At 49.7% G+C, this 13,642-nt stretch carries 11 protein-coding genes; 10 read left to right on the top strand and 1 reads right to left on the bottom strand.

Annotated elements, in window-relative coordinates; translation table 11 throughout:
• Positions 1-181: 181 nt before the first annotated feature.
• The 8 genes from argC (at position 182) to ACXAD6_RS17025 (ending at position 10,201) form a co-directional block, all read left to right on the top strand.
• Complete coding sequence (gene argC, locus ACXAD6_RS17060; RefSeq protein WP_474969912.1) at positions 182-1,219, top strand: N-acetyl-gamma-glutamyl-phosphate reductase; 1,038 nt, start codon at positions 182-184, stop codon at positions 1,217-1,219.
• 21 nt (positions 1,220-1,240) lie between these two features.
• On the top strand, positions 1,241-2,467 hold the full coding sequence (argJ, locus tag ACXAD6_RS17055) for a bifunctional ornithine acetyltransferase/N-acetylglutamate synthase (protein ID WP_474969911.1): 1,227 nt from the start codon (positions 1,241-1,243) through the stop codon (positions 2,465-2,467).
• Positions 2,430-3,239: an acetylglutamate kinase gene (argB, locus tag ACXAD6_RS17050; protein WP_474969910.1), complete on the top strand. Its 810-nt coding sequence runs from the start codon at positions 2,430-2,432 to the stop codon at positions 3,237-3,239. Before argJ ends, argB begins: the two co-directional genes overlap by 38 nt.
• Positions 3,236-4,396, top strand: a complete 1,161-nt coding sequence (locus ACXAD6_RS17045) for an acetylornithine transaminase (protein ID WP_474969909.1) — start codon at positions 3,236-3,238, stop codon at positions 4,394-4,396. The genes argB and ACXAD6_RS17045 overlap by 4 nt, the downstream gene beginning before the upstream one ends.
• 98 nt (positions 4,397-4,494) lie before the next feature.
• A complete protein-coding gene (locus ACXAD6_RS17040) occupies positions 4,495-5,556 on the top strand; it encodes a carbamoyl phosphate synthase small subunit (protein ID WP_474969908.1) in 1,062 nt (353 codons plus the stop codon).
• Entirely contained in the window at positions 5,549-8,569 is a 3,021-nt protein-coding gene (locus ACXAD6_RS17035) for a carbamoyl phosphate synthase large subunit (RefSeq protein WP_474969907.1), read from the top strand. Before ACXAD6_RS17040 ends, ACXAD6_RS17035 begins: the two co-directional genes overlap by 8 nt.
• Positions 8,566-9,522, top strand: a complete 957-nt coding sequence (gene argF, locus ACXAD6_RS17030; RefSeq protein ID WP_474969906.1) for an ornithine carbamoyltransferase — start codon at positions 8,566-8,568, stop codon at positions 9,520-9,522. The genes ACXAD6_RS17035 and argF overlap by 4 nt, the downstream gene beginning before the upstream one ends.
• 193 nt (positions 9,523-9,715) lie before the next feature.
• Positions 9,716-10,201: a GyrI-like domain-containing protein gene (locus ACXAD6_RS17025; protein WP_474969905.1), complete on the top strand. Its 486-nt coding sequence runs from the start codon at positions 9,716-9,718 to the stop codon at positions 10,199-10,201.
• 151 nt (positions 10,202-10,352) lie between these two features.
• Here ACXAD6_RS17025 and ACXAD6_RS17020 read toward each other — a convergent pair whose 3' ends face one another.
• Positions 10,353-11,759 (bottom strand): Na+/H+ antiporter NhaC family protein, encoded by a 1,407-nt coding sequence (locus tag ACXAD6_RS17020; protein WP_474969904.1) that lies wholly within the window; start codon positions 11,757-11,759, stop codon positions 10,353-10,355.
• A gap of 164 nt (positions 11,760-11,923) precedes the next feature.
• On the opposite strand from ACXAD6_RS17020, the gene ACXAD6_RS17015 reads away from it, so the two are divergent.
• Positions 11,924-12,349 (top strand): SRPBCC family protein, encoded by a 426-nt coding sequence (locus ACXAD6_RS17015; protein ID WP_474970452.1) that lies wholly within the window; start codon positions 11,924-11,926, stop codon positions 12,347-12,349.
• Positions 12,350-12,485: 136 nt separating this feature from the next.
• Positions 12,486-13,625, top strand: coding sequence for a DEAD/DEAH box helicase (locus ACXAD6_RS17010; RefSeq protein ID WP_474969903.1), 1,140 nt, complete (start codon positions 12,486-12,488; stop codon positions 13,623-13,625).
• Positions 13,626-13,642: the final 17 nt, after the last annotated feature.

Genomic DNA, 13,642 nt, shown 5'->3' with positions numbered 1-13,642 from the left:
ACATGTGGATAACTTTGAGCTGGAAAAGCTGGATGAATTGCAACAACAGCAGTCTATGAGATTACGACACTGTAAAATCGTCAGAATGTGGCAACAACCTATTGACAGATGACTTCTAAGGGTTAATAATATTGTAAATATACAGACCTTATCATATTTATACATAAAGGTGGTTTTTTCGTTGAAAGCAGGAATTGTAGGGGCGACAGGATACGGAGGCATGGAACTGTTCCGGATCCTCAGCACCCATCCGCAGATCAGTCAAATAACGCTGTACTCCTCATCAAGGGCAGGAGAAGTTTATGAGGAAATGTTTCCTCAGTTTGCAGGGGGAAGCCGTCATGAATTACAGGATCTTGTCCCTGAAAAGATGAAGGAAGAGCAGGATGTCCTGTTCCTGGCAGCACCCTCAGGAGTGTCGTCGGAACTTACACCTGAACTGCTTGGAGGAAAAGCTAAAATTATCGATGTATCCGGAGATCTGCGCCTGCGGGATCCTGAAGCTTATCAACAATGGTATAAAAAGCCGCCCGCTCCTGTTGAAACCCTTCAGAAAGCTGTTTACGGACTTCCTGAATGGAATGCAGAAGCCATTCGTGCAGCCGGAGTGATCGCTAATCCGGGTTGTTACCCGACGGCTTCTCTGCTCGGACTCGGTCCAGTGATATCCGAAAACCTTGCTGACCCATCATCTATTGTCATCGATGCGAAATCGGGTGTTTCCGGAGCAGGTAAAAATGCCAATCCATTGACGCATTTCGCTCATGCCCAGGAAAATTTCCAGATTTATAAAGTGAATCAGCATCAGCATATCCCGGAGATTGAGCAGCAGCTTTCTGTATGGAGTGGAGACACGCGTCCGGTGACGTTTTCCACCCATCTGGTTCCGATGACGAAAGGAATCATGGCTACGATCTATGTAACATTAAAAGAAGAAAAGACAGCCGAAGAACTGCATTCTCTTTTTCTCAAATACTATGAATCCAAACCATTCGTCCGTGTGCGAAGGCCGGGGGAATTCCCAGCTACGAAAGACGTATCCGGGTCCAATTATTGTGATATTGGTGTAACGGTCGACCCAAGAACGAACCGGGTGACCATCGTCAGTGTCATTGATAACCTAATGAAAGGTGCAGCCAGTCAGGCCGTTCAAAATATGAATCTATTATTCCAGCTTGACGAAAGAACAGGACTTGCGCCACATCCTGTCTATCCCTAACTAAAGAAGGAGAGAAATGATTTGATACAAGTGGATAAATCAAAGCAGATGGAAAAAGTAACGGGAGGCTCCATTTTGTCTCCAAAAGGGTACCGTGCAGGCGGGATTCACAGCGGCCTCCGCTACCGTAAAAAAGACTTTGCCCTTCTGCTAAGTGAAACACCAGCTTCTGCTGCAGCCGTTTATACCCAGAGTCATTTCCAGGCTCCTCCATTGAAGGTGACTCAGGAGAGTGTCAATGAAGCAGGGAAACTCCAGGGGATTGTCATTAACAGTGCTGTAGCGAACGCCTGTACAGGAGAAGAAGGTTTGCAGAACGCCTATGAAATGAGAAAAATGATCGCCGGACGCTTTGGTCTGCCTGAACATTTTGTAGCCGTCGCTTCCACCGGTGTAATCGGACAGCAGCTTCCTATGGAGAAAATATCCTACGGGTGTGAAACCGTTGAAGTATCGGAAGAGGGGTACAGCGATTTTCAACAGGCGATTTTAACGACAGATACCTGTCAGAAATCCGCCTGCTATCAGGTGGTGATTGATGGGAAAACCGTGACCATCGGCGGCGCATCCAAAGGTTCAGGGATGATTCACCCGAATATGGCGACGATGCTTGGTTTCATTACGACCGATGCGGCTATTGAACCCGCAGCGCTCCAACGCGCGCTCAGCCAATCGATAGATAAATCGTTCAACCAGATTACTGTGGACGGGGAAACTTCCACGAATGATATGGTTTTGACGCTTGCCAACGGCCATGCGGATAATGAACCGCTTGATGAGGATCACGAAGACTGGGATGCATTCCAAGCGACCCTTCAACTGGTGTGCGAGGATCTGGCCAAGCAGATCGCTAAAGACGGGGAAGGAGCTACCAAGCTCATCGAAGTGAACGTTTCCGGTGCTCGTTCAGATGAAGAGGCACGGATCATTGCTAAGAAGGTAGTCGGCTCAAGTCTTGTGAAGACGGCCGTCTACGGGCTGGATGCCAACTGGGGCCGGATTGTCGGCGCGATTGGTCACAGTGAAGCTGAAGTGAACGCGGAAGCGTGTGACATTTATATTGAGGATCAGCTCGTCTTCAGCAAAGGGACGCCGTGTCCGTTTTCAGAAGAGCAGGCAACGGAGGATCTGGACAATGAAGAAGTGCATATTTCCATACACCTTGATGAAGGAAATGGAGCTGGAACGGCCTGGGGGTGTGACTTAACGTATGACTACGTCAAAATCAACGCCAGCTACCGAACATAAACCAACCATTGTCATCAAACTCGGCGGCAGTATGCTCGATAAGCTGACAGACGATTTTTATGACAGTTTCCAGGAACTCCTTACCCATTACCGCTGCATCATCGTGCACGGTGGAGGACCTGCTATCAGCCGGCTGCTTGATCGTCTGCAGATCCACGGGGAGTTTATTGAAGGGTTGAGGAAAACGACAGCAGATACGATGGAGGCTGTTGAGATGACCCTCGGTGGTACCGTGAGCAGTCAGATTACAGGAAGGCTTGCCGGACGAGGGATAAAGGCTCTCGGTGTGAAAGGATCTGAAGCCGGATTGTTGACCGCTGACTTTGTGGACGAAGCACAGCTTGGTTTCGTTGGAAAAGTGAAAGAGATCGATCCATCCGTGCTCGATCACCTGCTTGAGGGTGGATACGTACCAGTCGTCGCTCCATTTGGAAAAACGACAGACGGACGCACGGTAAACATCAATGCCGATACCGCTGCCGCCGCAGTAGCAAGAGCTGTTCAAGCAGAAAAGCTCCTCTTTGTCACAGATGTTCCCGGTATTTTAGTAGAAGGGGAGCTGGTTGAGGGTACCACCCCGGAGGAAATTAATCAGTACATCCAGGAAGGTGTCATTTATGGGGGGATGATTCCAAAGGTGCAGTCCGCCGTAGAAGCCTTATCGGACCGGCTTCAGGAAGTGTGGATTGTAAGCGGCGGGGATCGTCTTGTACAGGGCAGCCATTTGAAAGGGACCTCCATCCGTTCTGGACGAAAGGAGACCGTATTATGAGTTTATTTCCGACATATAACCGTTTTCCGTTAACGATTGTATCTGGAGAAGGTACAAAAGTGACGGACGATCAAGGAAAGGAATATTTGGATTTTGTATCAGGGATCGCTGTCTGTAATCTCGGACACCGTCCACCCAAGGTCCAGGAAGCCCTTCAGAAGCAGCTCGATCAGGTGTGGCACGTATCCAACCTTTACGAAATTCCTGCTCAGCAGAAAGCGGCGGAGCTTTTATGTGAAGGATCGGGTCTGGATTATGCCTTCTTCTGCAACAGCGGGGCGGAAGCGAATGAAGCGGCTATTAAATTGGCCCGCAAGCATACAGGAAGGGAAAAGATTATTTCCTTCAAACAGTCCTTCCATGGACGGACCTTTGCGACGATGAGTGCGACAGGCCAGGCGAAAATTCAGGAAGGGTTCGGAAGTCTGCTGCAGACGTTCGAATACTTCCCTTACAATGACAAGGAAGCCATTGAGCGCGTTCATGATGGTTCAGTTGCCGCCATCATGGTTGAGGTGATCCAAGGGGAAGGGGGCGTCATCCCTGGTACCACAGAATTTCTGCAGGCAGTTGAAGCCAAGTGTGACGAACTCGGGGCACTTATGATCATTGATGAAGTACAGACAGGGATCGGCAGGACAGGGAAATCGTTCGCCTACCAGCATCATGGTCTGAACCCGGATATCGTAACGACAGCGAAGGGGCTTGGCAGTGGGTTTCCGGTCGGAGCCATGATCGGAAAAGAAGAACTGGCTCCTTCCTTTTCAGCCGGGTCCCACGGCTCTACATTTGGCGGAAACCCGCTGGCTTCTGCCGCTGTGCAGGCGACGCTGGAAGAGATTTTTGTTTCTTCCTTCTTATCCGACGTAGAGGAGAAGGGACGCACGTTCGTCCAAGCGCTCCAAGAAGAGCTTGGCTCTTTAAACAGCGTCAAGGATATCCGTGGAAAAGGATTGATGATCGGAGTGGAGGTGGACACGCCGGCTATTGAGCTCGTCCACTCCCTCAGAGGCAGAGGACTGCTGGCTGTTGTAGCCGGACCGAATGTCCTGAGACTGCTTCCCCCATTAACGGTGGAAACGGACGAACTGCAGCGGGCGGCCGCTTTGATCAAGGCATCCCTTGTGGAACAGGAAAAAAACCTGCAGAACGCCTAATAGATGAGACGGTGACTTCTAAGCGCCGTCTTTTCCAGACACTCAATGTATAAAAATTCAGTGTATATAATAAATATTCATTCAGCGAGGTGAAGGGCATGGAAAGTTACCTACATTTGCAAGACGGCCGGACATTTAAAGGAAAGGCTTCTTCGACGTTACAAGAACCGATGCAGGGGGAGATTGTTTTCTTTACCGGCATGACCGGATATCAGGAAGTTCTCACAGATCCCTCCTACAAAGATCAGATCGTCGTTTTCACGTATCCACTCATTGGAAACTACGGCATTAATGAAACGGATGAAGAAAGCAGCGAAATTCAAGTGAGTGGAGTGGTCATGTACCAATGCACACAGCAGCCTTCTCACTTCCAGTCGACCCAGTCGCTCGGGGCCTATTTGGATGGGCAGCAGGTGCCCTATCTCACGGGCGTAGATACAAGGGAAGTCACGAAAGCGATACGGGCTCATGGAACACAACAGGCAGTTATGAGTCATCAGAATCATCACGACTTTTCCGAACCGTCTGATCAGCAGATATTCGCTGTACAGGGGGAGACGGTAGAGACGTATGGTGAAGGAAGTCTTCATGTCGCTTTAATCGATTTTGGTTGGAAAAAATCCATCCTGCAGGCTTTGCTGAAGCGCCAAGTGAAAGTTTCGGTTATTCCTTTTACACAGGTTGAAGCCGTTCATAAGGTGAAACCAGAGGCCGTCATTTTGTCCAACGGTCCCGGTGACCCGAAAGATGCTTTACCGAAGATTGAACAGATCAAATCCATTCTCGACGAGTATCCGTCCTTCGGAATCTGCATGGGCCATCAGGTCATTGCACTGGCCTACGGAGCGGATACGGAGAAGCTTCCATTTGGTCACCGTGGTGCCAACCACCCGGTCAAAGATGCCGTGACAGGGAAGGTTTTTTTAACGTCCCAGAATCATAACTACGTTGTGAAAAAAGACAGCTTATCACAGACCCCGCTGTCAGAGCGTTTCTTTAATGTGAATGATCGTTCGATTGAAGGGTTGATGCATGATTCAGGACGGTTGATGTCGGCTCAGTTCCACCCGGAAGCCCATCCTGGTCCACAGGATGCGGAATGGTTGTTTGATGATTTCATTAGTCTTGTAGGCAGCAAAGGAGTGAAGGAACATGTCTAAAGTATTGGTGATCGGATCAGGACCCATCATGATCGGTCAAGCCGCAGAGTTTGATTATTCCGGAACACAGGGATGTCTGGCACTGAAAGAAGAAGGTCATGAAGTCATCCTCGTCAACAATAACCCGGCGACCATCATGACGGATTATGATGTGGCGGATAAAGTCTACTGCGAACCGCTGACGGTAGCGAGTCTGGAAAAAATCATTGCGATGGAGCGCCCCGATTCTCTGTTAGCGGGCCTGGGCGGACAGACGGCTCTGAACCTCGCCGTCGAACTGGAAAAGGAAGAAGTATTGAAAAAATATAACCTCACCCTTCTGGGGACAGGGATCTCCTCGATTATGCAGGGAGAGGACCGCGAATTGTTCCGTGCTTTGATGAACGACCTTGATCAGCCGGTTCCGGAAAGTGAGGTCATCACTACGACGGAACAGGCGCGCGTATTCGCTGCGGAAGTCGGTTATCCGATCATCAGCCGCCCGGCCTACACCCTTGGGGGACGCGGTGGTGGAATCGTTCACGATGAGGCAGACCTGGATGAATTGATAGCTACAGGTCTGAAGGCGAGCCCGATTCATCAGGTCATCGTCGAAAAAAGCATTGCCGGATTTAAAGAAATCGAATATGAAATCATGCGGGACCATAAGGGGACGTGTATCTCGGTATGCAATATGGAAAACTTCGATCCCGTCGGTGTGCATACGGGGGATTCCATCGTCGTTGCGCCTTCCCAATCTTTGACCGATGATGACTATCAAATGCTTCGTTCCGCTTCGATAAAAATCGTATCGGCGCTTGAAGTCATTGGAGGATGCAATGTCCAGCTGGCCCTTGATCCAGTAAGCAAGCAGTATTACGTCATTGAAGTCAATCCGCGTGTCAGCCGCTCCTCCGCCCTTGCTTCAAAGGCGACAGGCTACCCGATTGCTAAAATGGCCGCCAAGATTGCACTTGGATACACACTGGATGAGTTGGAGAATCCATTGACAGGATATACGTACGCAAGTTTCGAGCCTGCTCTTGATTATGTTGTCGTCAAATTCCCAAGATGGCCGTTTGATAAGTTTCCACAGGCGGACCGTTCGCTTGGTACGAAAATGCGGGCGACCGGCGAAGTGATGGCGATCGACCGCACGATGGAGGGAGCGTTCCAAAAGGCTGTACAATCGCTCGATACAAGAATTCCTGAAGTGGAAAATCATTGGTACCATCTGCACCAGCCGACAGACCTGCGCTTTTTTGCTATCTATGACTTGATTCGGAAAGGGACGTCGATGGATAAAATCCATCAGGAAACACACATCGATCCTTTGTTCCTTCAAGTCATCCGTCATTTAGTCGATACAGAAAAGGCTCTTGGTACGGAAGGACTGTCACAGCCGCTGCTTCATCAGGCAAAAGTCTACGGGTTTTTGGACGACCATATCGCAGCGCTTGCCGGGTGTACAACAGCCGATGTGGAAGAGGCACGCAAAGCGTATGATATCCAGCGTTCCTTTAAACTTGTCGATACATGTGCAGCCGAATTTGAAGCCGCCACAAACTATGTATACAGTACATTTGCCGGTATGAATGAAATTGCACCGCTGCCTTCAAAAGGGAAGAAGGCGTTGATTCTTGGTTCCGGACCTATTCGAATCGGTCAGGGGGTTGAATTCGACTATAGTGCGGTTAAGGCGATTGAAAGTCTTCAAAAGCAGGGATGGACGACGATCATGATCAATAATAATCCGGAAACGGTCAGTACTGATTATGAAACCGCCGACCGCCTTTATTTTGAACCGATCCAAAAAGAAATCATCGCTTCCATTGTGGAACACGAAAGCATTGACCTTGTCTTCCCTCAGTTTGGAGGACAGACGGCGATCAATCTGGCTGAAGACTTGGAGAAAGCGGGCCTTCCGTTAGCTGGCGTCCGCGCCGATGTGCTTGATGCCCTGGAGGACCGTGATAAATTTTACGCAGCGCTGAAAAAACTTGGTATCCCGCATGTGGCCGGAACGACCTGTCATTCCAAGCAAGAAGCGCTGGAAGCTGCGGATTCCTATACCTTCCCGCTTCTCTGCCGCCCTTCGTATGTCATTGGTGGTCAGGGGATGGTCATTGTACAGGATAAACAGGAGCTGGAGCAGGCGCTCGCTGAATCGGATGATCGTCATTATCCGATCGTTTTGGACTCTCTGCTCCAAGGGGCGGAAGTAGAGGTGGATCTCGTGTCGGACGGCCATTCGATCTACCTGCCGGACATCATCGAACATATCGAGCCTGGTGGAGTTCACTCAGGCGACAGTATGGCTGTATTCCCATCCACACTGGCAGATGCATGGAAGCAGAAAATCCGCACGTATAGTGAAAAGATTGCGGCGGAATTCGCCTATTGCGGCTTAATGAACATCCAATTTCTCATTCAGCAGGATAACGTGTACGTCCTGGAAGTCAATCCACGGGCAAGCCGTACGGTTCCGATCGTCAGTAAGGTCGCAGATATCCCGATGGTCGACTGGGCCGTCCGTATCCTGATCGATGACGCTGAATTCAGTCTGTCCCAACAGCCGGCTCCCGTTTTTCAGGAGACAGCTGTCAAATACCCGCTCTTCTCCTCCTATGCCATGACGGACCTGGATCATAAGCTTGGTCCAAACATGAAATCGACGGGAGAAGGCATGTGTCTCGGAACAACGGTCGAGGAAGCTCTTGCCAAGGTATTCGCTCATCTCCCTGATCTGTATGACGTGAAGGAAGCGTGTATGGTGGAACTCGAAGGAAGACACGTTCCAGAAGCTTCTGACCTGTCATTCGAGGAATGGATTACGAAAGAAGATGCGGCTGTTTATGTCAATGACCAATCGGGTGAGGAAGCAGAAAAACGCAGAATTACAGCTGTCAAAAACGGCCTGACCGTCATGAGCGAGGCAGCGACCTTTGATGCGTATGTGAAGGGGTTGGAATGCAAAGACCCTGTACCTGTCCCTCTGCCGCAGCAATCCCTTGAAGGAGTGAAACCCCTATGAATTTAATGGAACAAATGCACGCAGCTAATGAATCCCTGCACGGCCGTCATCTGCTCACGTGGCTTGATTATACCCAGTCGGATGTCTCGCGGCTCCTGGCGGCCGCCCAGCATGTGAAGGAGAATCCTTACTCGCAGTCCATGAAAGGGAAGACGCTGGGCATGATCTTTGAGAAGTCTTCCACAAGAACCCGGGTGTCCTTCGAAGTCGGAATGGTCCAAATGGGAGGGCACGCCCTATACTTGAATTCAAGAGATATTCAAATCGGTCGCGGTGAAACGATCGCTGATACAGCACAAGTTCTGTCAGGGTATGTGGATGCGCTTATGTACCGCACCACCTCCCATGAGAAACTCGAGGAACTGGCTGCCCATGCTTCTGTCCCGGTCATCAACGGGTTGTGTGATCGCTACCATCCGTGTCAGGCTCTTGCGGACATCTTTACGATTCTTGAAATCAAAGGCCGTCTTTCTGGATTGAAAGTGGTCTATATCGGCGATGGCAACAATGTGGCCCACTCTCTGATGATCCTATCCGCTATGATGGGGATGGAAGTGGTCATCTGTACCCCGGAAGGCTATGAACCGGACAAGGAGCTGACAGAACGGGCCCGGGGGCTGGCTGGCAAATACGACGGGAAAGTGACGATCGAACCGGACCCCAAGCGGGCCTCATGGAAGGCTGATGTCATTTATACAGATGTCTGGGCAAGTATGGGGCAGGAGGACGAAGCGGAGGCCCGCCTTCAGGACTTCAACGGTTACCAGGTCAACGATGCATTGTTGAAGCAGGCAGCTGACGATGTCACCTTCCTCCACTGCCTCCCTGCCCACCGGGGAGAGGAAGTGACGGCCGACGTCATTGATGGAAGCCATTCGGTCGTTTTTCAACAGGCGGAAAATCGTATGCACGTGCAGAAGGCGGTTCTGCAGGCGGTTATCGGCTGGAAATAAAAATGACATAAATGCTCCTCCCTGCACCGTAAGATAAAGGAATGGAACTTTATACTTTATCTTACGCCAGGGTGCATAAAAAGATAGTCGAATGGCTGCGAATATCATCGAACGAGTTATTTCTACAAGGGATTACAAGGTTTCATGTGGAAGTAGTCAAAGAGAGATCAAAATCAAAAGGAGTGGCCATGCAATGAGTGAGCAAGTGACAACAGCAGTGGAACCTAAGGTCGTTGAAAAGCCCCATTTCAAGGTGGTCGGTGTCTCTTGTCAAACGATGATGGATGAACGTGCCATCAAGGTGCCGAGGCTGATGGAACAGTTTCATACGATGAAACTGCCGAAAGTGAAGAACCGTGTCCACGCCCCCCGGTCGATCGGAATGTTTGTAGACCCGCCGAATTGGAATGAATCCAGAGATGCTTTTTATTGGATTGCTGCCGTGGAAGTTGAGAGTTTTGAGAAGATTCCACAGGATATGATTACTAAAACCGTCCCTGCTCACACGTACGCCATGATCGATTATGACCCTTCTATTCATGACTTTGACCCGTATACGTTTCTTCATCAATGGATTGTAGAAAATGGATATCAGCAGGTGGAAGGATTCGGCTTTGAGGAGTATCAGCCTTACACGGGACAGGAAACAAGATACTGCCTCTATCTGCCAATCAAATGAGGCTGGAAAACCACTCCGGCTCCCCGGTGTTTAAGCTGGATAAAATGTGGATTACCGCTCGGCTTTCTGCCGCAGTCGTCACCAAATGAGACTCAGAAAAAAAGGAGCTGATCTGTTTAAGCGGATCAGCTCCTTTTTTGTGCTTCAATGTTCAAGTCAGAAAGAAGGAAAGCATGAAATAGAGAACAGCGGCAGCACCGGCGGCAATGAGAGCGGGACGGAGCTTGAACCGGGCGTACTTCATAGGATTCAAATCCAGAATACCGGCCGTCGTATTCGTATCGTCACTTAATGGAGAAGCAAAAGCTCCGAACGTACCACTTGCAAAGACAGCTCCGATCACCATAGGAAGGGAACTGTCGGCGGCAGCAGCAATGGATACTCCGACAGGCATGAGGATGCCCCACGTCCCCCAGGAAGACCCAATGAAGTAGGAGATGCCGCAGCCTGCAATAAATGTAATCACGGCGACAAATCCTGCAGGGACCCAGGAAAAGGAGGAGGAAATCGTCTCCGCAAAACCAAGCGCTTCCGAGCCGGTGCTCAGCCCCCATACCATCGCAAGGAGGAGGATGACGCCCATCATATCATTCCCGCCGGCAATTAAGCTGTCCATCATTTTTTTCAAAGATTCCGACCGCAGCTTCAAATAGATGACAAAGGCTGTTAACGTAAGCACAACCGCAAGTACCATGGCATCAAGCACATTGGCGTTGATCAGAGCATCAAGCCCCTGGCGGCCGGCTTGAACGCCGAGACTGTACATGAGTAGAAAAGTCAGGAGAATGACGCTGATCAAAGGGACAATCAAATGCCACGGTTTGGCAGGAAGATCTTTCGTTACGGCCGGGTGGCAGTCCTCCCATTGATCATCCTCCGTCTGTTCCTCATGATTTTCAGCATCAGTGGCAGGCGTCTTATTTTTATGAAAAAAACTTAGATAGAAGCCTACCCCGAGCATTGCAAAAGCGAAAAAGTTGTAGGGAATGCTTTGGATGTAAAGGCTGTAGGCATCTCCCTCCAGTCCCGCCTGTTTGAGTGATAATTCGATGACGGAGGTCATGTAGCCGACGAAGGCTGTAGCGATCGGAATCAGGACGACGAGGGGGGAGGCGGTCGTCTCGATGACAAATCCAAGCTCCTGTTTCGTCATAGGGATGGATTTTCTTAGAGCTTTCATGACAGGTCCGATCGTGACGATCCGGAAGCTTGGGGCGCTGAAGGTTCCGACAGAGGAAATCCAGGTCAGCATGAAAGCTCCCCGCTTATGTTCAATCCGTTCGGCCGCCTCCTGCACAAATCCTTTAATCCCGCCTGACATTTTAATCAGACCGATCAAAGCAGAAAAAGCATATAAAAACAGGATAATTTTAATGTTGCTTTCATCCTTCAGGCCGTCAATAATGAAACCGAGAGCCGTCAACATCCCTCCAAGCCAGTGGAAATCCATAATATATCCGGCAACAACAACCGCGAAGAGGAGACTTGGAACGACCTGCCTGGTCCATATGGCTGCGAAGATGACAACGATAAATGGAAGGACGGATAACCAGTCCATCATCGGTCCTCCTTTCAAACCTCTATTTTTCGTAGGTTGTGTGTTTCCACACGTGTTATACCTCCAGGAGCGGGAGAAATGGAATCATCATCTGGAAAAAGGGGGACGGGCCTTTTGTGGAGAATAGGAAAAGGAGAGAGAAAGGAGGAAGGCTATTGAGTTTTATGACCCAGACGGTCCTGATTGAACGGCCGGTAGAAGAAGTGTTCCAAGCTGCCGTGGATTTTTCCAACAGTCCGCAGATTATGGAAGCGGTCGTTGGGGTGGAACTGCTGAGTGATGGCCCTGTAAGAGAAGGGTATAAATTCAAAGAGACGAGAGAGATTAGAGGCAGGAAGGTCTCGGCGGTCATTGAGGTCACCGCCTTGGAAGAAAACCGGTCGTATTCGGTGAAAAGTGTACAGAGTGGTCTTGACCTGCGTTACCATTATCAGTTTGAACCGGCGCCGGGAGGAACGAAGGTGGTCTTCAAGGGTGAATTGTTCACACAGGGACTGCGCAATACGCTGACCCGCCCGTTAATCAAACAGATCATTAAAAAAGAAGACCAGGATCATCTGCAGCACTTGAAGAAGTTTATCGAATCTTAAACGCAATCATGCTATACTGGAAGTAAGCTGTGGATCACACATGAAGGCCTCTCCATCAAACGAATTGGGAAGAGGCCTATTTTTTATACCGTGAATCATACACAACGTTTTTCAGATAGAAAGGAACGAATAAATCATGACAGATAAACAACAGGAATGGCTGGAGAGCTTATCTTCCTCTACGAAACAGGCATGGGAGGAATCCGGCTTTGATTCGTGGACAGCTGTGCAGGAAGCGTCTTTTCCTCCTATTTCAGCGGGGGAGGATGTGCTGGCAGAAGCACCGACAGGAAGTGGGAAAACCCTTGCCTATCTCCTTCCACTGATCGAGAAAATCGACAGCAGCCAAAAGCATACGCAGATCCTTCTCCTTGCTTCTTCCCATGAGCTGGTGATGCAGATCCACCAGGAAATTCAAAAGTGGACGAAGGGAAGCGGGATTACGAGCACGACGTTGATTGGCGGGGCGAACGTGAAACGCCAAATCGATAAATTGAAAAAGAAACCACATATGGTGGCAGGGACGCCCGGGCGTGTCCATGAGCTCATCCAGAAAAAGAAATTAAAAGCTCATGAAGTAAAGGCTGTCGTTCTTGATGAAGCGGATCAGCTCCTTGTCCCTGAACACAAAGAGACGATCAACCATATTTTAAAAAGCGTCCAGCGCGATACGCAGAAGCTGTTATTCTCTGCGACTCTTCCAGACGAAGTCATCGACCTGGCGCAGACATTCATGGATGAGAATGCCGAAGTCATCCGCATTGATGAAGAGATGAAAAAGCCACAAGTGACCCACCATTATATCGTCAGTGAAGATCGGGAAAAAATTGAAGTGGTCCGGAAGCTGGCCCACACCGAAGGGTTTACCGGACTAGCCTTCATGCAGGATATCGCCAAACTGAACGTGATGGCTGAAAAGCTGGTTTACAAAAAGCTGGATCTTGGTCTCCTTCACAGTGATGCGAAAAAAGAACAGCGTGCAAAAGCGGTCAAGGAGTTCCGTAACGGGACTTATCCATTATTGATGGCGACAGATGTGGCCGCGAGAGGACTGGATATCCACGAAATCAATCACGTCGTCAATCTGGATATTCCGAAGGACCCGAGTTCTTATGTGCATAGAGCAGGAAGGACCGGCCGTATCGGGGCAGTGGAAGGACGCGTCGTTTCCATCGTCAACCCCGTGGAAGAGAAGCGTTTGAAAAAGATGGCTAAAGACCTTGATATTCCGTTAGAGGAAAGTATCATCTATAAAGGCCGTCTGCAGACCCGGTAGCAGACAGCGGGAAAGTT

It is taken from the genome of Halobacillus sp. ABH2_015 (genome assembly GCF_056158945.1).
The sequence above is the reverse complement of the archived record's forward strand: the minus strand, read 5'-3'. Positions and strand labels throughout refer to the sequence as shown.

Bases quoted from the DNA above. Each gene is read 5' to 3' on its own strand.
- ACXAD6_RS17040 (WP_474969908.1), top strand. From the start codon at position 4,495: ATGGAAAGTTACCTACATTTGCAAGACGGCCGGACATTTAAAGGAAAG.
- ACXAD6_RS17015 (WP_474970452.1), top strand. From the start codon at position 11,924: ATGACCCAGACGGTCCTGATTGAACGGCCGGTAGAAGAAGTGTTCCAA.
- argB (WP_474969910.1), top strand. From the start codon at position 2,430: ATGACTACGTCAAAATCAACGCCAGCTACCGAACATAAACCAACCATT.
- ACXAD6_RS17045 (WP_474969909.1), top strand. From the start codon at position 3,236: ATGAGTTTATTTCCGACATATAACCGTTTTCCGTTAACGATTGTATCT.
- argF (WP_474969906.1), top strand. From the start codon at position 8,566: ATGAATTTAATGGAACAAATGCACGCAGCTAATGAATCCCTGCACGGC.
- ACXAD6_RS17020 (WP_474969904.1), bottom strand. From the start codon at position 11,759: ATGGACTGGTTATCCGTCCTTCCATTTATCGTTGTCATCTTCGCAGCC.
- ACXAD6_RS17025 (WP_474969905.1), top strand. From the start codon at position 9,716: ATGAGTGAGCAAGTGACAACAGCAGTGGAACCTAAGGTCGTTGAAAAG.
- ACXAD6_RS17035 (WP_474969907.1), top strand. From the start codon at position 5,549: ATGTCTAAAGTATTGGTGATCGGATCAGGACCCATCATGATCGGTCAA.
- ACXAD6_RS17010 (WP_474969903.1), top strand. From the start codon at position 12,486: ATGACAGATAAACAACAGGAATGGCTGGAGAGCTTATCTTCCTCTACG.